Annotated in this window: 22 protein-coding genes; 7 read left to right on the top strand and 15 right to left on the bottom strand. The window is 30.7% G+C overall.

Annotation, left to right across the window (positions count from 1 at the left end):
- Positions 1–389 precede the first annotated feature (389 nt).
- The 4 genes from QPK10_RS03780 to QPK10_RS03765 form a co-directional block, all read right to left on the bottom strand.
- Complete coding sequence (locus QPK10_RS03780) at positions 390–1397, bottom strand: NAD(P)-dependent oxidoreductase (protein WP_368486697.1); 1008 nt, start codon at positions 1395–1397, stop codon at positions 390–392.
- 17 nt (positions 1398–1414) lie between these two features.
- A complete protein-coding gene (locus tag QPK10_RS03775; RefSeq protein ID WP_368486696.1) occupies positions 1415–2617 on the bottom strand; it encodes an AEC family transporter in 1203 nt (400 codons plus the stop codon).
- 167 nt (positions 2618–2784) lie between these two features.
- The gene (locus QPK10_RS03770) at positions 2785–4758 is read right to left on the bottom strand and encodes a heavy metal translocating P-type ATPase (protein ID WP_368486695.1); all 1974 of its coding nucleotides are present in this window, start codon (positions 4756–4758) and stop codon (positions 2785–2787) included.
- A 21-nt stretch (positions 4759–4779) separates the two neighbouring features.
- The gene (locus QPK10_RS03765; protein ID WP_047791875.1) at positions 4780–4995 is read right to left on the bottom strand and encodes a cation transporter; all 216 of its coding nucleotides are present in this window, start codon (positions 4993–4995) and stop codon (positions 4780–4782) included.
- Positions 4996–5210: 215 nt separating this feature from the next.
- On the opposite strand from QPK10_RS03765, the gene QPK10_RS03760 reads away from it, so the two are divergent.
- The 4 genes from QPK10_RS03760 to aguA all read left to right on the top strand — a co-directional run bounded on the left by QPK10_RS03760 (position 5211) and on the right by aguA (position 9555).
- The gene (locus QPK10_RS03760) at positions 5211–5690 is read left to right on the top strand and encodes an Lrp/AsnC family transcriptional regulator (protein WP_368486694.1); all 480 of its coding nucleotides are present in this window, start codon (positions 5211–5213) and stop codon (positions 5688–5690) included.
- A gap of 231 nt (positions 5691–5921) precedes the next feature.
- Positions 5922–7013: a putrescine carbamoyltransferase gene (gene ptcA / locus QPK10_RS03755; RefSeq protein WP_368486693.1), complete on the top strand. Its 1092-nt coding sequence runs from the start codon at positions 5922–5924 to the stop codon at positions 7011–7013.
- 18 nt (positions 7014–7031) lie between these two features.
- On the top strand, positions 7032–8486 hold the full coding sequence (locus tag QPK10_RS03750; RefSeq protein ID WP_368486692.1) for an APC family permease: 1455 nt from the start codon (positions 7032–7034) through the stop codon (positions 8484–8486).
- On the top strand, positions 8458–9555 hold the full coding sequence (gene aguA, locus QPK10_RS03745) for an agmatine deiminase (protein WP_368486691.1): 1098 nt from the start codon (positions 8458–8460) through the stop codon (positions 9553–9555). Before QPK10_RS03750 ends, aguA begins: the two co-directional genes overlap by 29 nt.
- A 31-nt stretch (positions 9556–9586) precedes the next feature.
- Here the strand turns inward: aguA and rplA are convergent, their stop codons facing one another.
- The 4 genes from rplA to QPK10_RS03725 all read right to left on the bottom strand — a co-directional run bounded on the left by rplA (position 9587) and on the right by QPK10_RS03725 (position 12688).
- The gene (rplA, locus tag QPK10_RS03740) at positions 9587–10273 is read right to left on the bottom strand and encodes a 50S ribosomal protein L1 (RefSeq protein ID WP_368486690.1); all 687 of its coding nucleotides are present in this window, start codon (positions 10271–10273) and stop codon (positions 9587–9589) included.
- On the bottom strand, positions 10273–10710 hold the full coding sequence (gene rplK, locus QPK10_RS03735) for a 50S ribosomal protein L11 (protein WP_047791881.1): 438 nt from the start codon (positions 10708–10710) through the stop codon (positions 10273–10275). Before rplK ends, rplA begins: the two co-directional genes overlap by 1 nt.
- Before the next feature lie 223 nt (positions 10711–10933).
- Positions 10934–11812, bottom strand: coding sequence for an ETX/MTX2 family pore-forming toxin (locus QPK10_RS03730; RefSeq protein WP_368486689.1), 879 nt, complete (start codon positions 11810–11812; stop codon positions 10934–10936).
- Between the two features lie 18 nt (positions 11813–11830).
- A complete protein-coding gene (locus tag QPK10_RS03725; RefSeq protein ID WP_368486688.1) occupies positions 11831–12688 on the bottom strand; it encodes an ETX/MTX2 family pore-forming toxin in 858 nt (285 codons plus the stop codon).
- Positions 12689–12890: 202 nt separating this feature from the next.
- Here QPK10_RS03725 and QPK10_RS03720 point away from each other — a divergent pair, with 202 nt between their 5' ends.
- The gene (locus QPK10_RS03720; protein ID WP_368486687.1) at positions 12891–13178 is read left to right on the top strand and encodes a hypothetical protein; all 288 of its coding nucleotides are present in this window, start codon (positions 12891–12893) and stop codon (positions 13176–13178) included.
- A gap of 57 nt (positions 13179–13235) precedes the next feature.
- Here QPK10_RS03720 and QPK10_RS03715 read toward each other — a convergent pair whose 3' ends face one another.
- Both QPK10_RS03715 and mgtA read right to left on the bottom strand, forming a co-directional pair.
- Entirely contained in the window at positions 13236–14162 is a 927-nt protein-coding gene (locus QPK10_RS03715; RefSeq protein ID WP_368486686.1) for an alpha/beta fold hydrolase, read from the bottom strand.
- A gap of 82 nt (positions 14163–14244) precedes the next feature.
- Entirely contained in the window at positions 14245–16959 is a 2715-nt protein-coding gene (gene mgtA, locus QPK10_RS03710; RefSeq protein ID WP_368486685.1) for a magnesium-translocating P-type ATPase, read from the bottom strand.
- A 360-nt stretch (positions 16960–17319) separates the two neighbouring features.
- Between mgtA and QPK10_RS03705 the strand changes: the two genes are divergently transcribed.
- Both QPK10_RS03705 and QPK10_RS03700 read left to right on the top strand, forming a co-directional pair.
- Positions 17320–17997, top strand: coding sequence for a hypothetical protein (locus QPK10_RS03705; RefSeq protein ID WP_368486684.1), 678 nt, complete (start codon positions 17320–17322; stop codon positions 17995–17997).
- A gap of 26 nt (positions 17998–18023) precedes the next feature.
- Positions 18024–18461, top strand: coding sequence for a hypothetical protein (locus tag QPK10_RS03700; protein WP_368486683.1), 438 nt, complete (start codon positions 18024–18026; stop codon positions 18459–18461).
- A gap of 44 nt (positions 18462–18505) precedes the next feature.
- On the opposite strand, the gene QPK10_RS03695 is transcribed toward QPK10_RS03700, so the two are convergent.
- From QPK10_RS03695 to QPK10_RS03675, 5 genes are all read right to left on the bottom strand, one after another.
- Positions 18506–18790 carry a hypothetical protein gene (locus tag QPK10_RS03695; RefSeq protein WP_368486682.1) on the bottom strand — a complete coding sequence of 95 codons (285 nt, stop codon included), beginning with the start codon at positions 18788–18790 and terminating at the stop codon, positions 18506–18508.
- A 114-nt stretch (positions 18791–18904) separates the two neighbouring features.
- Positions 18905–19450, bottom strand: coding sequence for a 5-formyltetrahydrofolate cyclo-ligase (locus tag QPK10_RS03690; protein ID WP_368486681.1), 546 nt, complete (start codon positions 19448–19450; stop codon positions 18905–18907).
- A 3-nt stretch (positions 19451–19453) separates the two neighbouring features.
- Positions 19454–20866: a Fe-S cluster assembly protein SufB gene (gene sufB / locus QPK10_RS03685; RefSeq protein ID WP_368486680.1), complete on the bottom strand. Its 1413-nt coding sequence runs from the start codon at positions 20864–20866 to the stop codon at positions 19454–19456.
- 14 nt (positions 20867–20880) lie between these two features.
- On the bottom strand, positions 20881–21330 hold the full coding sequence (sufU, locus tag QPK10_RS03680; protein ID WP_368486679.1) for a Fe-S cluster assembly sulfur transfer protein SufU: 450 nt from the start codon (positions 21328–21330) through the stop codon (positions 20881–20883).
- Complete coding sequence (locus tag QPK10_RS03675; RefSeq protein WP_368486678.1) at positions 21331–22560, bottom strand: aminotransferase class V-fold PLP-dependent enzyme; 1230 nt, start codon at positions 22558–22560, stop codon at positions 21331–21333.
- Between the last annotated feature and the right edge of the window lie 3 nt (positions 22561–22563).

Here is a 22563-nt window from a genome sequence, read left to right as displayed (position 1 = left end):
ATCAATTCCTCTTCTCAAGAAATGATCTGCCTGAATTGGACCTTAAATATGTGGCATTTTAATTTATGGGGTTAAAATACGCACACTAAAAATTAATTATTATTAGTTAAATAACTTTTAAGCTTATTAAATTATTTTGAATATTATCTCACCAAAAATTTTACTGGGAGGTTATATCCAAGAATAGTTTTGTCAAAGCCATTGTTGTTCAATATTCAGTTTTCACATAGTTTTTTTCGAGAATTGGAGATCGTTTCGGACATAACATCACCACCTTTTTTATAATAATTATAATTTATCATAAATTGCCAAATAGTCAAGATAAAAATAACTACGGAATTTCAAAGTAAAAAAAACATTTGGAAATTTTTGCCAAATGTGACCTTTTTTTAAATTCGGTTTTTTAATTCTTGTCCTGTTAAAATGATTTTTAAATTTTCATAAGTAGTTTCAATCATATTTTTAACCGCTTCATCAGTATATGAACCAACATGGGGGGTAATAATTACACGGGGATATAATTCTAATAATTTATTTGTCATATCATCCCCAGTTTTATCACCATTAAAATCTTTAAAGAAAACTGATCCTTCATTTTCTAAGACATCCAGACCAACCCCTTTTAAATGGTTTGTTTTAACAGCTTCATAAACTGCCGCGCTATCCATTAATGGTCCCCGCGCGGCATTAATTAACACGGCCCCTTTTTTCATTTTACTAATAAATTCTTTGTTGATCATATGATGATTTTGTTCTTTAATATATGGACAATGGAATGAAATTAAATCTGATTCCTTAACTAAGGTATCTAAATCAACATATTCTAAGGTTTCGCTAACTTTATCATTTGGATATAAGTCATATCCTAAGACACGAGCGCCCATTCCTTTTCAAGCCTTCGCTGCTTCAAAACCAATCCGTCCGGTTCCCACAATCCCAATTGTTGAATTACGAATTTCTTTGGCAAACATAAAGTCATCTACTTTAAAGTTAGTTTGGCGTTCACGGTCAGCCATATAAAATAAATTTCTTAGCAAGGCATTCCCCATGCTAACTGCTAGTTCACTAACAGCATTTGGTGAATAACTTGGCACATTTGCCATTTCAAAACCTAACTCGTGGGCTTTTGGTAAATCAATATGATTATAACCTACTGTTCTAGTTAGTAAGTATTTCACTCCATATTCTTTCATTTTTAATAAATTTTCGGCTCCACAATCACAATTTGCCCGAACCATTACAGCATTATGACCTTTTACAGTATCAATGTTGTCCTTTGTTAAATATTCTTCAATTAATGTTAGTTGATATCCATAATCTTTATTTAAGTTTTCAAAGAAAACTCGTTCAGTTTTCCGAACCCCATAACAAACCATTTTAATATTTTGTAAATTCATATTGTTTTCCCTCACTTTTAGTTAAATAATGGTGTGGCCCCAATTGCCGTTGTAATAATTACTCAGAATGGTAATGAAATAACTGAGAACAAGGTTGACACCAATGTTAAGTTACTTGTTAATAATGGTTGTTTTTTGTAACCAATTGAATAAGCAACGATTACTGAGGCGGGGGGGGCGGCTAACATAATCACAATTACTCCTAAACCAGTTGTGTCAAGTGTTCATGCTCCTGAAGCTTTTCCAATTTCCGCAAAAATCACAGCTAAAATCAACCCGACAATTGGCGCAGCAACAACTTTCATCACCATTCCATACCATACTTTTTTGTCTTGACTAGCAGTTTTAAAGTCTCCTTTGGCTAATGTCATCCCAATTGCTAATCACGCTAATGGTGTACATACCGCTGCTAAAGTGGAAGTAACTTTAAAGAATGGTGGGAACGTGTTATCTAATCGGAGTGGTGAATATTTTAACCCACTGTTATTTTTCATTTGATCGGGAACAACTTCAATTCCTGGAATTAACTGGGTTACTCAGAAAATAAACCCAACAATTGTGGCAATTAAGATTGGATTTAAAAAGATTGTTTTTAAATTTTTCTTAATTGTTGCCATTCTTTTAGCTCGCATCTCAGTTTTAATTTGGGCATAACCGTTGGGATCGGTTTTAATATCAACAACTTTTTCACTCACTGTTTGTTCGGTGGTTGCTAAAGTTGTCACTGGTTTACTCATCACAATAAACCCTAATGAGTATAAGAAAATTCGATATGGGATGTTAAAGATATTAGCTGGCAATGTTGCATTATCGTATAATGCGGTAACTACTGGAATTCCAAAGAAAGTAGTTGATGCAAAAACTGTACACATTGCTAAGGTATCTTGGACATCTTTTTCATACTTAATATAAAAGTACTTTGCTACAATCCCCATAATAATATAGAATAAAAATCCAACTAATAAAATTGCTAACTGTGTTTTTAAGTTATCAATCGTAATATTAGCCATAAATCCATTAAAAGCTAATGATGGTAACCCAACAACCATCACCACTTTAATTAAAACTCCTTCTCAATCTTTTTTAAAGGTCCCTTTTTTAGTTAAGGCCCATCCTAAAAAGATTACAAAGATTGTTGCCAAGATGGCACTTCAAAACTTTCAAGCTTTTAAAGTAGCAACGACTGCTTGGCCAACATCTGCTTGTAAATATAAACTCATTTTTTCCCCTTTCTGTCAAAAAAACTAATAATAAGTTAATTTATTAATTTATTAACACCCTTAAATTAATACTAGTTTTTTAGTTTTACTAATTAATATTACTATTATAAAGATAAGTTGTAAATAATAATTTCTGATAAAAAAATATCCTCACTCAGCAGGATATTTTACTTATTAAAATTAACTTTACGAAGATAAAAAATTAAGGAATTTGTTAAAACAGTAATATCACTAACTCCCATCACAATCGCTCCGACAATCGGGGGAATAAATCCAACAATTGCTAAGGGAATCGTTACTAAATTATAACCAAAGGCTCAAAAGAAATTTCACCAAATAATTTTTCTGGTTAATTTCGTTGCTACTAATGCTTTATAAATATTGAAAATATCTGGTTTAATAATAGTAATATCGCTAGCCTGGATCGCAACCTCACTACCTTGGCCCATTGAAATTCCAAAATCTGATTGTTCAAGCGCCACAATGTCATTAATACCATCACCCACATAACCAACTGTTTTATTATTACTTTGAATTTCTTTAATAATATTGGCTTTATCAATCGGACTAACATTTGCATAGTAATTAGTAATTCCGACTTCCTTGGCAATTCGGGCAGTGGTTGCTAAATTATCCCCACTAATCATATACACACCAATCCCATGTTTTTTAAAATTAGCAATTGTTTGTTTAGCATCTTCGCGGATAGTATCCGCTAAAAATAATACATTGCTAATAGTATTATTAACAACTAAGACAATTAAGATTGGACTATCGGTTGCTAACCGCTCAACTTCAGCTTTTAATGACGGATCAATATAATATGTTGTTAAGGCTTTTTTATAAGAAGTTAATAAATACTCTTGGTTATCATATTGACCACTAATTCCTAACCCAGCGGTTTCAGAAACATTACTAAATTTAATTTCTGGTAAGGGTGTGCTAAAATAACGAATAATACTTTTGGCAATTGGATGCGAAGATAATTTTTCTAGATTATAAATATACGGATAATTATCAACCGGACCCAAAATTCTTTTGATGGTTAATTCCCCAGTGGTAATAGTTCCTGTTTTATCAAAAGCAATGGCATCTAATTTAGTAATTTTTTCAAAAACTTCCGCATTGTTAAAAAGGACTCCCTCCTTAACCGCTTTATTAGTACCAATCGCCACTGCTAAAGGCGTAGCAATTCCTAGCGCACACGGACAAGCAATCACAATGACAGCAATAGCAATATTAATCGCATGGGATAAATCATTTGGATAAAAATGAAAATACTGAACCACAAAGGCAATAATTGCTACTAATAAAATAAAGGGGGTAAATCATTTTGCAATCCGATCGGCAATCCGTTGTAATTTTGGCTTTTGACTTTGAATTTCCTGTACTTTCTTTAATATATTAGCGAGGACTGTTTCACTACCAACTTTTTTCGCTTCCATATAAAATGCTTCTCCGGCATTAACTGTCCCACCAATTATTTCATCACCAAGTTGTTTTTCAATTAATTTTGTTTCACCAGTTAGCATGGCCTCATTTAAATAACCAATTCCTTCAATAATAACTCCATCGACTGGAATTTTTTCACCCTTGCGAACTAATAAGTGATCATTAACTTGAACATCATTGGTGTTAATTACCTTAATATTTTTATTTTTATCAACTAAATTTGCTTCATCTGCTTTTAAGGTAACAATTTGCTCAATTCCTTGGCTAACCTTCTTTTGAATTCGGTTACTAACAAAATTACCAATTAGTAAAATTGTAATAATTGTTGCTGCGGTTTCAAAAAATAAATGATAATGTTGGGGAGTAATAATTAAATAAATACTATAACCATAAGCTAATAAAGTTCCCAAGCCAATCAGAGTATTCATTCCTAATTGGTGTCAACGAAAAATTTCGTTATACATATTTTTATAATATCCCCGCCCAGGGTAAACTATTACAATAGTAGCTAAAACTAATTGTAATCATGGGTTTGTTAAATAGGTAAAAGGAAAAACTGGGATCATTGATAATAGCAAGGGAATTGTTAAAATTATTGCAATAATCATTTCTCCTAGTTGTCGTTTTTCACGTTTTGTTAATTTTGATTTTACTAAGTTAATCTTAAACTGTTGCTGACTCCTTTGCATTTTCTCTCTCCTTACTTCAAATTAAGCAGGAACTTCGTCGTATTCAAAACCAGCTTTCTTAATTTGTTTTAGCATTTCTTTTTTAGTAATTTTTGTTGGATCATAATCAATTGTAATTGATTTCCCCACTAAATTTGTTTGATATTTAATGTCGTTAATTGTGTTTAATTTTTTTTCAATTGAACTTAAACAACTACTACAACTTAATTCTGGAAAATATAATTTTACGGTTTCCATTTTAAACACCTCTTTTCTTAATTTCATTGTAAAACAAATTAAAAATAAAAAAAGAAGTTACTTTAATGTAACTACCCATATTAACTGAATTATAATTTTTTGATGATAATATTTTTCTTAAAATTATAAAATTTTAACTTTAAAAATAATTAAAATTATTATTTTTAACTATAAAATTTAACTATATAGCATATAAAAATGAAAGGAGATAATTTATGAAACAAAAAGTTCTTACCAAAATCGACTATCAAATTATTAAACATCTTAATAAAAATGCTTTAACAAGTAATAACCAAATTGCAAAAGAACTAAATGTCAGCCAAAAAACAATTAAAGCGCATGTTGATTGACTAATTAAAAATAAAGTTATTCGTCCCGTGGCCATTGTCAACTCTGAATTCTTTGGTTACAACATTATTGTCGATGTTTTTATTTGAACGAAGAAACAAGTTATTAATGATGAAATCAAAGAACTTTGTACTAATTCTTCCAATGTGGTTTACTTTTCAAAACACTGGTCAAATGAAACAATTAGTTTACAAGCAAAATTTAAAACCTTTAATGAACTAACAATTTTCTTAGAAGAAATTAGAGCTCTTGAAAATGTTGAAAGAATTAAATATAGTATCATTCCAAAAGTTTTTTTTGATAATGACTCTTGGATTCCCAGTGAGAATGATTTTAGTAATAAATAATTAAAAAAAATTGTCGTTAATAAATGAACTAATAACTTCCAAAAATAGAAGTTTACTATCGTAAAATATAATATTATCTGTTTGTCTTTTAACTTTTGAGTTATTAATTTAGTCTTTACAAGTAAATAAATAGTATGTTAATTACCCTTTTTAGTAATTTAAAATTAAATTTTCGGATTTGAATTAATATTTTAGAAAATTATAATCAAATTATAGAAAGGAAGATAACATATGAATAAAGTTAGACATTTTATAGATACCCAAGAATTAAGTCAAAAAGAAATTTTTGAGATATTTAAACTGATGAAAATGTTAAAGGAAGCACGCTACAATGGTGCCGTTCCTGAACTATTAAAAAATAAAACTTTAGCAATGATTTTTGAAGAACCCTCAACAAGAACCCGTGTTTCTTTTGAAGCAGCAATGACCTTATTAGGAGGACATGCCCAATATTTAAAACCCGGAGAAATTCATCTAGGTGCTCGGGAAAGTTTATATGACACAACAAAAGTCTTATCACATATGTGTGATGGCATTATGTGTCGTGCGTTAAAACATCAAACAGTTTTAAATTTAGCAAAATATGCGGATGTTCCTGTTTTTAATGGGTTAACAGATTATAACCATCCTACCCAAGCAATTTGTGATGTTTTTACAATGTTAGAACATTTACCAACTACCAAAAATCTTGATTATGAAAATATTAATTTTAACGAAATTAAAGTTGTCTTTATTGGTGATCGTACAAATGTTTGTTCATCACTAATGCATATTACGACAAAATTAGGAATGAATTTTGTCCACATTTCTCCGACAAAATATCAAAGTCCACCGGAATGGGTTACTATTGCCCAAGAAAATATAGCACAAATTAAAAGTGGATCAGTATTAATAACCGATGATTTGGCAGAAGTAAAAAATGCTAATATTATCTATACTGATTTATGGTGATGAGTTGACCAAGAAGATGAGGCAGCAGAAAGAGTCCAGGCTTTTAAACCAAATTACCAAGTTTCACCAGAATTAATGAAACAAGCAGGAGACCAAGCCTTCTTTATGCATTGTTTACCTGCTTCGCGAAATGTGGAAGTATATGATGAGGTAATTGATTCTTCCCAATCAATTGTTTTCGACCAAGCAGAAAATCGGTTAACAGCCCAAATGGCTTTGTTAGTGTGTTATATGTACCCACAAATTGATAAATCATCAAATGCTGTTAAAGATTATTATCAAGGTAAACTTGAAAGTTTTATGGAACACCAAGATCGTTCTTGAAAACAACGTTATACCTATAATAATGATTATGCTGAAACAAAAAAATAACATTCCGCAAGAATAACCATGGCTAAAGCAAAAAAAGGGTTAAAGTTATTTAATATTATTGCTTTTACCTTTAGCGCTGTCTTTGTCTTAGATTCCTTTGCTTCAGCAGCAGCAATTGGTTGACAATCAATTATCTATTGAATTATTTTATCAATCTTTTATTTTTTACCATATGGTTTAATAACAGCTGAATTAGGAGCTGCTTATAGTGATGATGGTGGAATTTACACCTGAGTTAAAAAAGCCTGTGGTAACCGGTGAGCAGCCCGAACAAACTGATTTTATTGATTAAATGTCGGTTTATGAATGTCATCAGTTTACATCGCCTTCTCATCAAGTTTGTCAAAAATATTTTTTCCAACTCACCCCTTATCCTTATGAGTTCAAATTGGCATTGCAATTGCTATTACTTGACTAACGGTGCTAGTTGGTTTACTTAATTTTAATTATATTAAATGATTACCAAATTTTTCAACTATTTCAAAATTAGTTGTAACCGTGGGGTTAATCGCAGCAGCAATTACTTGATTGGCAACTGGTAATCCAATTGCGACAAAAGTTAATGATCCTCAGTATGGAATTGTTCCATCCTGAACCCAAGGGATTGTCTTTCTTCCGGTGATTATTTATAATCTGTCCGGTTTTGAATTAGGGTCAAATACTACTAGTAGTATGAAAAACCCGAAACGCGATATTCCCTTATCCACTATTTTAGCAGGGGTAACAATCGTAATTTGTTATCTAATTGGAACAATTGCTGTTAATATTGTGACTGATATTAAAACACTAGATATCTCCAATGGAATTATTCAAACAATCGGGAAAGTCTTCCCGGAATGGTTAACAAAAATTTTAGGGGTGTTTTTATTATTTACTTTTTTTGGAAATATGATTACCTGAAGTACCGGTGCTAATAAAGCAATTCAAGAAGCAGCCGGTGACGGAGAATTTCCAAAGACCTTTGCCACAGTTCTAAAAAATAATTCACCCTTTTGATCAACCATTATCACCGGAATTATCTGTACAATTTTATTAATTATTGCGGGTGTAATGTCCCCTTCGGGAGAGATTTCGGATATTTTTTGACAACTATATGCCTTTTCGTCAATTATTTTCTTACTCCCCTATTTATTAATCTTTCCAAGTTTTCTTATTATCCGTTATAAGTATCCAAATTTAAAACGGCCATTTAAAATTCCCGGACCACAATGATTCCAATGAATTGTGGTTATTATTCCAATGCTCATTTTATGTTTAAGTATTATTTTATTCTTATTTGGTAAAATTATTATCCACCAACAAACTTGGGCATGAAATGATGGTGGGCAGTTTATTGCCTTTGCCTTAATCGGAACTATGATTTGTATTATTATTGGTGAACTTTTAATATGATGAGCACATCATCAAACTAAAAAAATTAATTTAATGAAAGGAGATAACAATTATGAGCAAACAACTAACATCAACTCCTAAAAACGATGGTTTTTGAATGCCTGCAGAATGAGAACCACATGACCAATGCTGAATGATTTGACCAGAACGAACAGATAATTGACGACAAGGAGGAAAGCCAGCCCAACGAGCTTATGCCACTGTTGCTAATACAATTGCTAAATATGAAAAAGTAACAATGCTCGTTTCTTATCAACAATTTGAACATGCTCGTAACCTCCTGGGTGAAAATGTTCGGGTGATTGAATGTTCAAATGATGATGCTTGAATGCGAGATGTCGGTCCAACAATTGTCAAAAATAAGAATGGCCAAATTCGGGGAGTTGACTGAATTTTTAACGCCTGAGGAGGATTACTAGGCGGGCTTTACTTTCCGTGGGATAAAGATGATGCAATTGCCCAAAAAACTTGTGAGATTCTTAATATTGATTATTACCGCCCTGATTTTGTTCTTGAAGGTGGTAGTATCCATACTGATGGGGAGGGAACATTATTCACAACAGAAGAATGTCTCTTAAATAAAAACCGCAATCCTCATCTTACGAAAGAACAAATTGAAGAAAATTTAAAATCTTTTTGTGGGGTTGATAAAGTAATTTGGTTGCCCTTTGGAGTATATAATGATGAAACTAATGGCCATGTTGATAACATGTTACATGTCGTTGCTCCGGGTCATGTCTTATTAACATGAACCGAAGATAAAGATGATCCTCAGTATGAACGTTCGCAAGCAGCTTATCAAATTTTAACAACTACTTTGGATGCTAAAGGGCGGGAAATTAAAGTTACAAAATTGCACCAACCAGGGCCATTATTTATTGAACCAGTTGAAGCTGACGATATTGACCTTTCCAACACAATGGCAAGAGCAGAAGGATTACGAATGCCAACTAGTTATGCTAACTTTTATATTGCTAATCAAGCGATTATTCTCCCAATTTTTGGTGATAAATATGATGATTTGGCGATTACAACATTACAAACAGTTTTCCCAAACCATAAAATTGAACCAATTATGGCCCGTGAGATTCTCCTTGGTGGGGGTAATATTCATTGTATTACTCAACAACAACCAACTAGTAGTAAATAAAAAGTTATCTTAATTAAGATAACTTTTTATTTTATAATTCAATTAAAACTTTAATTCCCGGACCCATTGTTGTTGTGACAGCAATATTTTTAATATATGCTCCCTTAACAGCGGATGGTTTTGCTTTACGAATTGTGTCAAAGATAACATCATAATTAGCTTTTAAGTCTTCGGCTTTAAATGATGCTTTTCCTAAGATTGCATGAATATTACCATTTTTATCAACACGGTACTCAACTTTTCCTTTTTTAACTTCTTCAACGGCTTTTTTTACATCCGGAGTTACTGTTCCTGTTTTTGGGTTTGGCATTAAACCTTTTGGTCCTAGTAACTTCCCAATTTTTCCTAATTCTGCCATAATATCAGGAGTTGCAATAATAACATCAAATCCAAATCAATTTTCTTTTTGGATTTTTTCAATCATATCTTTTCCGCCCACAAAATCAGCGCCCGCTTCTTTGGCCTCAGTTTCTTTGGTATTAGTTAACACTAAGATTTTTTGTGTTTTTCCAGTTCCTTTTGGTAAAACAACTGCCCCTCTAATTTGTTGGTCAGCATGACGAGGATCAACATTTAAGTTAAAAGCAACTTCAACTGTTGAATCAAATTTTGTGGTTGTAGTTTTTTTGGCTAATTCAATTGCTTCTGAAATGGGGTAAAATTTATTTTTATCAACTAATTCGACAACTTTATTATATTTTTTTCCAAATTTAGCCATTAGTTTTTACCTTCCTTCGAAGATTCCATTCCTTCAATAACGATTCCCATATTCTTAGCAGTTCCGGCAATAATTCGCATTGCTGCTTCAACATCATTAGCATTTAAATCTGGTAATTTATATTCAGCAATTTTACGAACTTGATCGACACTAATTGTCGCTACTTTTTGTTCTTTTGCTTTTGGTGAACCTTTTTGAATATTAGCCGCTTTTTTTAATAAAATAGCAGCCGGTGTTGTTTTTAATTCAAATTTAAATGACTTGTCATCAAAAGCAGTAATAACAACTGGAACAATATCTCCCATTCGGTCTTTGGTTGCTTCATTAAATTGTGTAGTAAATTGGGGCATATTAATCCCTAATGATGCTAACTCTGGCCCTGGTTTTGCTTGTCCAGCTGGAAATTCTAATTTAGCAATTCTTGTAATTTTTGCCACGAGCAATTCCTCCTTATATATATTAATTCTCGCTGTGGTCCAAACGAAATAATTTTATTTCTACCACATTTAAGCACATTTTATTCAGTAATTTTACTTATCTAAAATAAGTGCCTATATAAATATAGCATAAATTATTTAAAAAACAATAGAATTCTCAATCTGATCTTAACTTTTAAAAAATAGCTAAATAATTAGCTATTTTAAACAAATTACCTTAAAATTAGATCCTTGTTTCATTATATGAAATAGTAAATGCCCCACCTTGTGATGTTCATGAAATTGGTAAATTTAAAGATACATGTTTAGGGTTAGCAATGTCATCAACTGTTAGTGCAGAATCCCCATTGTAATCTTCTTGTAAATATTTACCATAGCCATCTTCATAAGCTAATATGTGGGCTAGATTTTTTATATTATAACCATGGGTATATCCATCACTCATTAATGAACCATAAAAAATTGTATCTAATGGTAAATAGAATTTAATTCTACCATTAGCTCCGTACGATCCCTGCTCAATGATATAAGTAACGTCCAAATTAGAATGGGGATTAACAGTAACCGTTTGACTAGGTGCTGTTACTTTTTCGGTTGTGGTTGTGGTATGGCTATATTTACCTGATAAATCAACTTCCACATCTACCGAAGTGGTTGTTCAAAATACTGAAAAATTAAAAGAACCACTAATTTTTACTCCAACTTCAATATAATATGAAATGGTATTTGTAACAGATTTTGAATAGGACTGGGTTTTAAATGTCTGTGACAAATCAGAAGTATTAGAAAAACTACTGCTAAAAGTTTCAACAACATTTGAATTAATTGGATGAAAATCATAAACGGAAACAATCCCTGTTTTGTTAGCAATAAAACGATTAGCTAAATCGGCTGTAGCATCAGATAACGATTCGGTTGGATAAACACCAGGATTAACTCGTAAACACTTTTCATTAATATCTTGCATTAAGTTTTCTAAAGTAGTTGGTGGTAATGTTTCATTATTTTTAAGATTAAAAAATTTATTAGTTTCTAACAAAGAAGAAGTGCAAGATGAACCTATTATAATACCACTTGCAAATAACGATAATAATTTTTTCATTAATAATTTTCCTTTCTATTATTTAACCTTATACTCTACACTAATTTTTTCACCTTTTGAAACTCATGAAATTGGTAAATTTAACGAAATTTTTTGAGGGTTGTCAAGATTATCGACAGTAATTACAGAATCACCTTGGTAATTATTTAAAAAATATTTACCATAACCATGTGATTTAAAATATTCAACTAATCCTCGAAGATTAAAAGGCGCTGAATGCTGCCCCCCAGCTGAGTCTTCTCATGTTGATGTTCAAATTAAAGTATCAGGAGAAACAAAAAATCTTATTCGCCCATCACTTTGATAAGTTCCCTCTTCAATGATGTAAGTAACCACCCCTGTTTTATTAGCTGGCAAAATAAATTCTTGTTCGGGAGCTTCAACTGTTTCCGTTTCTGTTGTTGTATTAGTATAGCCTCCTGAAATATCTAATTCTGCACTAATTTTTCCTTCAAAAAAAATGAAATTAACTTTTTCAGTAATTTTAGTTTTCGTACCCCCTGTAATACTTCATGAAGTAGTATTAGTTATTGTTTTTGAATATGATTGGGTTTTTATTTTTTGATTATTATTTGTATTGTTAGTATATGTGTCATCAAATGTTTCAATAACATTTGAATTTAATGCTTTTGTGTAGTAAGCTTCCGCATAACCTGTTGTGCTTTGCAAAAGTGAAGCAATGTATTTGGCACTAGTTAAATTGTTATTAATGAAATGATCAACCGAGTAATATTGCCTCGCAAGATTGTCAACATCGGTGGCAAGATTTTCAATATTACTTGGAGGTAGCACATCATTAGCACTGGAACCCAAAATTGAGAAGCAAGGGGTTGTTGATAAAATCCCCACATTAAAAATTGAAATTAACTTTTTCATATTTCATGTCCTTTCTATTAAATTATTTTATTATGTCTAAACAAGTAAAATATTCTAGTATATCTTATCCATAATATATTATATTACTTTTATTAATCTTTATTTAAATAGATTTACTTTTTTATTTTTTTCGTTAAGATAAACGTAAGGAATAGCATGAATTATAAAAATATATAAATAATTGATAAAAAGGATAGGTTTAATGAAAAAAGCAACTTTAATTTTAATAATCATAACCTTAATTTTTATGGTTCTTGGTTTAATTTTAATCAGTAGCCAAAAAATAGTTTTCTTAGGAAATGAGGTTAATGGTTTTGAATTTTTAAAATTTACGACTCCTCGTCAAATTTTAAAGAGCTCAGAATTGCCTTTGTTAAAAACGGGGATTATTTTTACTGTTATTCTAGCCCCAATTATGGGAGGAATAAGTATTCTTTTCTTTATGTGATCATTACTTAAAAATAAAAAGCAAATTAATTACGAAGATTAACATAGAAAAGAAAAAATGTGAATTTTAAACAACTTAAAATTCACATTTTTTAATCTACTAAATATTACTATTATAAAACGCTAAAATGTCCTGATAAACTTCACCTTTGTTTTTTTCATTTAAAATTTCATGGCGCATTTCATTATATAATTTAATATCTGCTCGATAACCATATTTTAAATAATTTTTATGTGTTTTAATAACCATCTTTCCAAATTTTCCAACTGGGTCATTTTTACCCGATAAAAATAAAATTGGTAACTGCTTTGGAGTTTTTTGAATATTATCCCTGTTTTCAATATACATTAAGCCACTAAATAAATCTTTATAACCACTTGTTGTAAATACTGGAAAAGTTAATGGATCTTTTAAAAATCCTTGTTGGACATCTTTATCACTTGAAATTCATTCGGCACCGGTGTTGCCCTCTTTTCTAAATTTTTTATTTAAGGGAGCATAAGAATGTTTATGAATAAACTTGTCTAATACTTTTGGCCCATATTTTTTTTGATGACGAGCAGCAACTCGACGGGCAAATTTTAAAGTTGAAGTTCCATAATGAGCAGTCCCACAAAAAACAACAGCTTTTAACGTATCACCATGTTCAATTGCATAATGGCGAGCCAAAAAAGAGCCCATACTATGTCCAAACATCACAATTGGTAAGTGCGGATACTTTTCTTGAATATATTTATTTACTTCATATAAATCATCCACTAAAATTTGTCAGCCATTATCATCGGCAAAATAACCAAAATCCTCTTTATTTTTAACAGTTTTTCCATGACCACGATGATCATTGGCAATTACTAGATAACCATTTTTATTTAAAAAATTAGCAAAGTCTTGGTAACGTAAGGCATGCTCACATGACCCATGTACTAATTGTAAAACTCCTTTTGGGTTTTCGACGTTTAGTCATTCATACATATGTAAATCTTTACCATCGCGTAGTTTTAATTCAAACTCTTTTACTTTTTCCATAGTTAATCTCACTCTCCATAAATTATCTCTACATTTATATTATAGTATAAAAAACGTTTAATTAAATAAACGTTTTTGGTTATTAAAGTCAATTTTTGGCAACTCGAATATAAGCAACTTTTGAAAACTGGGCAACCAAACAGTAACCGGCAATTACCGCAAGGGCAATTGGAATATAGATTACTGGTGGGGGTGTCATACTAAACACATTATTGAAGGCATAAGGAATTAAGAATCCTAAACAGATCACAATTGTTGTTGTCATATTAACAGGTCATGTTGCATATGATTGGAAGAAGGGAATTTTTTTAGTACGAAACATTTGCATAACAACAGTTTGGGTAATTAATCCTTCAATAAATCATCCTGATTGGAACATTGCCACATGATGAGCAGCATTGGCTGAAGTTGGGTCAGCATGATATGCTGCTAAAACACCAAATCCATAGCCAAAGATGGCAAAAGTAATTACATCAAAGACACTACTAATTGGACCATTAACTAGCGCAAATGGTAAGAACCCTTTGGTTTTCCAGCGCTGTGGGGTTAATAAGAAATCGGGGTCAACACGATCAAATGCGATTGCAAATTGTGAGAAATCATAAATTAAATTTTGTAATAACATTTGTACGGGCATCATTGGTTCAAAAGGGATTCAAGCAGCAACAATAAGTAAAGTGAAAACATTTCCAAATTGCGAAGCAATTGTTATTTTAATATATTTTAGAATATTTCCAAAAGTTAATCTTCCTTGTTCAATTCCACTTTCTAAAACATCTAATGATTTTTCTAACAAAATAATATCTGAAGCTTCTTTAGCAATATCAGTGGCATTATCAACTGAAATGGCAATGTCACTTTGGCGTAACACGGGAGCATCATTGATTCCATCACCCATAAAGCCAACGACATGATCATTTAATTTTAAAATATTAATGATCCGTGCTTTTTCAAGGGGATTCAATTTTACAAAAACATTATTTTTTTCAACTACTCGTTTTAATTCATAGTCAGCTAGACCATCTAATTCTTCCCCCGAGATAATTCCTTTAATATTCATTCCTACTCGTTCACAAATTGAACGTGTAACAGCTTCATTATCTCCTGTTAAAATTTTTAATTCTACTCCCCGTGAAGCTAAAATTTTAACCATTTTATGAGCAGAAGGTTTTGGAATATCTAAGAAACTAGCATAACCATAGAAGATTAGTTCATTTTCATCTTCAATATTAAATGCTTTTTTATCAGCACTAACATTTTTATATGCTAGTCCTAACGCACGAAAACCACGGTTGTTTAAGCGTTCAAGTTGCGCTTTAATTTGTCTTCGTAAATTATCATCTAAGTCAACAATTTTATCTTGGTAGTAAATTTTAGTACTAATTTTTAAAACTTCTTCAATGGCTCCCTTAGTAATTAATTTAGTCCCATTATCATTATTGACAACTATTGTTAAACGGCGACGTTCAAAATCAAAGGGAATTTCATCAACTTTATGAAAATTATTAATATTGAATCGATATTCATTTTCTTTTACAAAACTAAGCACTGCATTATCTAGCGGATTTTTAATTCCAGTTTGAAAATAACTATTCAAATATAATAATTTTAATAATTCTGGTTCTTTTTTATTATCCAAGGTTAAGAAATCAATTAGTTCAATTTTATCATTGGTTAGGGTTCCCGTTTTATCAGTACATAAAACATCAATGGCTCCCAGATCTTGAATTGAACCTAAATTTTTGATTACCACTTTATTCTTACTTAATTTATAAGCTCCCCGTGCTAGGTTAGAAGTAACAATCATTGGTAGCATTTCAGGAATAATTCCGACAACAGCAGCAGCTGACCATGCAACTCCTCCCACCCAGTCACTTTTTGTTCCTGAATAAATTAAGTAAATAATTGGGGCCATAATTAAAATAAACATAATTAATAAGAATGTCACACGTTTAACTCCGCTTTGGAAACTTGTTAATGGTCGGCGTTCTTTTAAGACATCTGAAATTGATGAGAAATATGTTTGTTTACCAGTACGAACAACTAAGCAAATCGCACTACCTGAAATTACACTTGTTCCAGCTAAACAGATATTTTCTAATTCTAATAAATTAGTATTAGTAGTTGTCGCATGTTTTTCAGCTGGCACTGATTCACCTGTTAAGGCAGCTTGGTTAATAAATAAGTCTTTACTAACTAAAACACGAACATCAGCCGGAACCATATCCCCACTTGATAAATAAATTAAATCACCGGGAACTAATTCCTTTACATCAAGATCGTGTGCTTTTTTTACTAATTCAAACATATTATCTTGATTGATTGTTTGATAATTTTCTAAATTACGAATGACCGTTGCTTTATTACTAACAATGCCAATTAGTTTTTTAGTTACAAAATGTGCTTTAATAGTTTGGACATATACCACAGTCCCACTAGCTAGAATCATTAAAGCGACGATACAAGGTGATAAAATATCTCCTAAACTACGATCACTAACAGCGGTACTAAAGTAGTTATAAAAGTTATAAATACAAATTGCCAGCAAAGCTAAGTTGAAAGGTCCAAAAAAAGATTTTAGGAAATTCAACCCTCAATTAAATTTTGATGGATCAACTGCATTATAACCATGTTCTTTTTGTAATTCTTCCACTTGGTGATCTTTAATTCCAAACTCGTCTTGTTTCATTTCTTTTAATAATTCCGGTTGGTCTAAAGATGCACAAAGTTTTAATTTTCTATCATTAAAATTTAGCTTCTTTTTAAGAGCTAATTTTTCTCTATATTTTCTGAACATTTTTGGGCTTCCTTTCTTTTTCTAAACACAACAAAATAAGATAAGAAGCAACCAAAAAAATGAAAAATTATTTATTATTATTGATCATCATTGCTGCAGTTATCCATTTGTGGTTTAGAAATATTACAAAATAATGTATTAAATTTAAAACTAATACCCTGTAGATTATGTAATTTAATGCCGGATATCGGACATTCCAGTCTGGATTCCATGGATAACCACCGCCTTTCTTAACATTAAATATAATACATTTATATTTTAACATAAAATATTTTATTGCCTATTTTATCTTTTTATTTTGTCACTGAAGGGTGTTGGCAAGATATGTTATAATTTATTCAAAAATAAGGAGATCATCAGATGAAGAAAATTTTGTTATCAAGACCATTATCAATATTTTTCTTGTTTGTAAGCTTTGGTTTGCTTTCTCCTTTTGCCTTACCATTTTTTATAATAAGTAATATCACTATGCTAATTATTATTACTTGGTTTGCTGTTTTTTGAATTGTTAAATTTTTAAAAAGAACTATTGAAATTTCTAAAAATTTACAAACTTACAAATGATATAAAAATAAAAACAATGTTACAGAACTGCAACCACTCTTCTATAATCTTTTGCCAATTTTATTATTATGACAAGGAATCAATGTGGTTTTAAATGCTAACTTTAATTTAAATAATAGAATACTATTAATTCCTTATTCATTAATAATTGCCAGTTTAATTAGTTTTGGTTTAATTATTTTAATTGTTTTTACTTGCTTAGTTTTTTGGTTTAAATTTAAAGTTAAATATATTTTTAGCCAAGTTAAGCATGTTACTAAATTGGGAATTAATAATCTTATTAAGTTTTTATATTTTCATTTTCAACTAATTAAAAGTAAAATATATTATCCTTGGTTAAAAAGAATGTTTGTAATTTTTCTAAAAATTCGAATAATTATTAATTATGTTGTTAATTTTAAAAAATCTCTATATTTAAAAAGACTGAAAATAATTTTGGAGGTTAAAAATAATGTTATCTTTCTAAATTTATAAGATTAAATTTAGAAAGGAGTTTCATAATGGCAATTGATAAAAAAATCAATTATTATTTTAGTAGCATCATTTTTATTGCAATCTTAGATGCCGCCTTAACAATTTCAATTTTTACAAGAGCAATAATTTCGTTAATTCATGGCCAGTGAATCCCACCTGTCATTCAAATAATACCGCTAATCTTTTTTGGGACACTATTATATTTTGAAGTAAGTTTTCTTTGCAAATACTACCAAGAAAAAAAGAAGCATTCGCACAGTTCATTTCAGAATACTACAGCGTTATTAGCAATTCAAACTAAAAATCCACAGCGATTTAAAATAAAAATAATTTTTAATTATATTGCTTGTGGTTTTGTTGTGCTAATGGGCTTTATTGGAATTATTCAGTTGTGTTTAATGATCAAAGGTCAACAAGCTTATCAAAAATCAGTGCAAGAAAATATTAATAATAAGAAAATGTAGGTCATCTACATTTTTTTTCAATAAAAAAATAGGTTAACCCTATTTTATTCGGCACTCCCTCCACACAGTAATAAAATTCCCCCAATAAAACTAACAAATAAAAAGGTAAAAATACCTAAGCAGATTGCAGATTCATTTAAATTGTTGATTTTCTTTTTAGCGGCCCTTGTCATTGGAATACATCAGATCATTGGAATAATTGCAAAAGCTAAAAAGACAGTGTTAATAACCATAAAGATATAACCTGCTTGACGAAGTCCTTTTTTATTAGATGAATTATTATGTGTTGAAGAAGGAACATGTTTTGCCGTCGCTGCGTGCTGTGCCATTAGCATTCTCCTCTTCTTTTAACTAAATCTTAATGTAATAATTTAATACTAAAAAGATTATATCAAGAGAAGCTCTGAACCGAGCGGCAAACTTTTTTCTAATTTATTAAAGTACTAATTAGTAACAATTATATCAAGGGGAATATCGTGGGGTTCACAAGGCAATTTTTCAACAAATTGAAAGTGATAACCTAAACCAATCTTAGTTCCCCTGAAGTCTTTTAAATAACGGTCATAAAAACCTTTCCCATATCCTAAACGATGATGGTCAAGATCATAGGATAATAAGGGAATAATCATTACATCAATCAGCTGGGGAGCATAAATTGGCAATTTATTATCTGGTTCATATAGTTTATACTTTGCATTATAGCTTAAATCAGTTTGTAAATTATTAATTTGGTGAAATTGCAAAGCAGCACCAACTATTCGTGGTAACACAACATTATATTTATGTTTTAATAAATATTTAATAATTTTTAGCGTGTCAACTTCTTTATTAACTGAATAATAAATCCCGATTGTTTTTGCCAATTGGAAAGCGGGCACCTTTAATAGTTTTTTCCGAATAATTCGGTTACTTTTTTGATAGTATTTCTTATCAAGGTTTTGCCGGTAAAATAATTTTTCGGCACGAATTTCATCTTTTGATTTCGCCATTGCTTAACCAACGCTACCTTCCATATCCATTTTAATTAATTGGTTTAATTCAATGGCATACTCCATTGGAATTTCTTTGGTAAATGGTTCTAAAAAACCCATTACAATCATTTCTAATGCTTGCTGCTCAGTTAAACCCCGACTCATTAAATAAAATAATTGTTCTTCTGAAACTTTGCTTACGGTTGCTTCGTGTTCAATTTGCGATTCATTATTAAAAACTTTATTTTGAGGAATGGTATCGGAATGTGACTTCCCATCTAAAATTAAAGTATCACATTCTACCCTGGCTTTTGAATATTGAGCATTCGGACCAATTTGTACTAAACCCCGGTAATTTGCTGAACCACCATTAAAGGTCATTGATTTTGAAATAATTTTAGAAGAAGTATTTTTTCCTAAGTGAATCATTTTTGCTCCAGCATCTTGAATAACACCTTCTTTAGCAACCGCAATTGAGATACATTGACCCTTGGCATTTCGGCCTTTTAAAATGCAACTAGGATATTTCATATTAATTTTTGAACCAATATTTCCATCAATTCATTCCATTTGACCATTTTCTTCAACAATTGCTCTTTTAGTTACTAGATTTAAGACATTATCACTTCAATTTTGAATTGTAGTATAACGCATTTTAGCATTTTTCCCAACAAAAATTTCAACCACTGCCGCATGTAATGAATCCTCGGAATAAATTGGTGCCGTACATCCTTCAATATAATGGAGTTCGGCATCATCATCAACAATTATCAAAGTTCGCTCAAATTGGCCACTATTTTGATAATTAATCCGGAAATATGCTTGCAATGGTTTATCTAATTTAACACCCTTTGGCACATAAATGAAGGAACCTCCAGACCATACTGCACCGTTTAGTGCTGCATATTTATTATCACTATTAGGAACTAAAGTACCAAAATATTTTTTAAATAATTCTGGTTGTTCTTTTAACGCGGTATCACAGTCTAAAAAAATAACACCCTTTTCAGCAACTTCTTTTAACATGCTACCATAAACTGGTTCACTATCATATTGTGCTTTGACTCCAGCTAAAAATTCTTTTTCAGCTTCGGGGATTCCTAAGCGGTCAAAAGTATTTTTGATTTTTTCAGGAACATCATCCCAAGTTTTGGCAATTTTATCAGTTGATTTTGAATAATAAACATATTCATCAAAATTAATAAAAGATAAATCAGGACCCCATTTGGGATTATTAATTTTCATAAAATTATGGTATGACTTTAAGCGATACTCTAACATTCATGCAGGTTCATTTTTATAATTTGAAATTTTTCGAATTACTTCTTCATTAATTCCCTGGTCAGTATGAAAATAAGAAATATCACCATCACTAAAGCCATATTTATATGTTGAAAGATCTTTAATTTCTTTTTCTTGTTTTAACTTTGGCATTTAATCCACCACCTTTATTTTTGTGTTTTTTCATATTCTTGCAATAACTTTAAGAAACCATTAACCCCAATACTTGCGCATTTGATTCTGTTGGGTTGTTTGGGAACATTAATGAAAGCAATTAATTCATTTAACATTGTTTCATCGTATGTTCTTTCAAATAACATATTTAAATAATTATCAATAATTTTAATTGCCATTGCAACTGGTTTCTCAACAATTTCACCAGCCATAATATCTGTGGCAGCGGTAGAAATTGCACACCCAATCCCATCAAATTTTGCACTCGTAATTTTATTATCAGCAATTTCCAGTTCAAGGTGCATATCATCAATACAAGAATCCGAAGCTTGATGAACATAGAGACTATTTGGTTTTTTTAAAAGACCCTTTTGGGTAGGGTTTGCATAGTGTTCCATAATTATTTGCCGTAAAAATATCGGATCTTTATTTTCCATTCTCATTTACACCAACCTTCCTAAAAAATCTTGTTCATTAACTAATGCTAGCACTAACTTATCGATTTCTTCTTTATTATTATATATTGAAAAACTAACTCGCACCGTATTGCTTTCTCCAATAACTTGGTTAATTAATTTTGAACAATGTTCTCCGCTCCGCACGGTAATGTGATTAATTGTTCCTAAGTGGGTTGCAACATCTTGGGCAAATTTATCTTTAACATTAAATACTAATAACCCCGTTTTGGCATCAGGATTATAAACAACTATCTTATCTTTTAATTTTAAATTAAATTGTTCAACAGCATATTGTTTTAATTGTTGTTCATAAGCAATAATATTATCTAAACCTATTTCGTTAATAAAATCAATTGCTTTCGCAAGCCCCAAAATACCAGCAATATTCTGGGTTCCTCCTTCAAAACAAAAGGGAACTTCTTTTAAAAGATATGACAACTCATCGCTACTAATGCGAGCATTCATATCTCCACCAACGATCAAGGGGGGCAATGCTTTTAAATGGTTAATTTTACCTCATAAAACCCCAACCCCAGTTGGTCCAAACATCTTATGTGCTGAAAAACAAATAAAATCCACATCCCATTTTTGGACATCCGTTTTAGTATGTAAAATTCCTTGGGCACAATCAACTACTATTATAATATTAGGATTTAAAGCCCGAATTTTTTGACTTACCGCAACAACATCAATTTCATAACCTAAAATATTAGAAATGTTCGCAAAGCTAATTACCTTTGTTTTCTCGCTAATCATTTTGCTTAAAGCCACTAAATCAAGGGTATGATTTTTTAACGGAATAAAATTAACAGTTGCTGCTTTATTTTTTGCCAAACGATATCATGGTAAAATGTTAGACCCATGTTCTTGGTAAGTAATTAGGATTTCATCTCCCGGTTGAATAGTATCTTCCAGACCAAAAGCAATTTGATTTAATGCAAAAGTTGTTCCGGGTGTAAAAACAATTTCGTTACTATCCTTTGCATTAATAAATTTCTGCACTTTTGTCCGCACCTGGTTGAATTTTTGGTATGTTTCATATGCTAAGTCACTATCAGTATTATGGGGATTAGTCCCATATTTACTATAATATTCAATAATACCATCAATTACAACTTGCGGTTTTAAAGTAGTTGCCGCAGAATCAAAATAAATTTCATTGGGATTATTTGCAAAAAAAGGAAACAACTTTTTAATATTCTTTTCATCAACCATCTT

Origin of the sequence: Spiroplasma sp. DGKH1 (assembly GCF_040940205.1) — a bacterium.
Taxonomy (GTDB): domain Bacteria; phylum Bacillota_I; class Bacilli_A; order Mycoplasmatales; family Mycoplasmataceae; genus Spiroplasma.
Note: the sequence above shows the minus strand (reverse complement) of the source record. Positions and strands in the feature narration are given on the sequence as shown.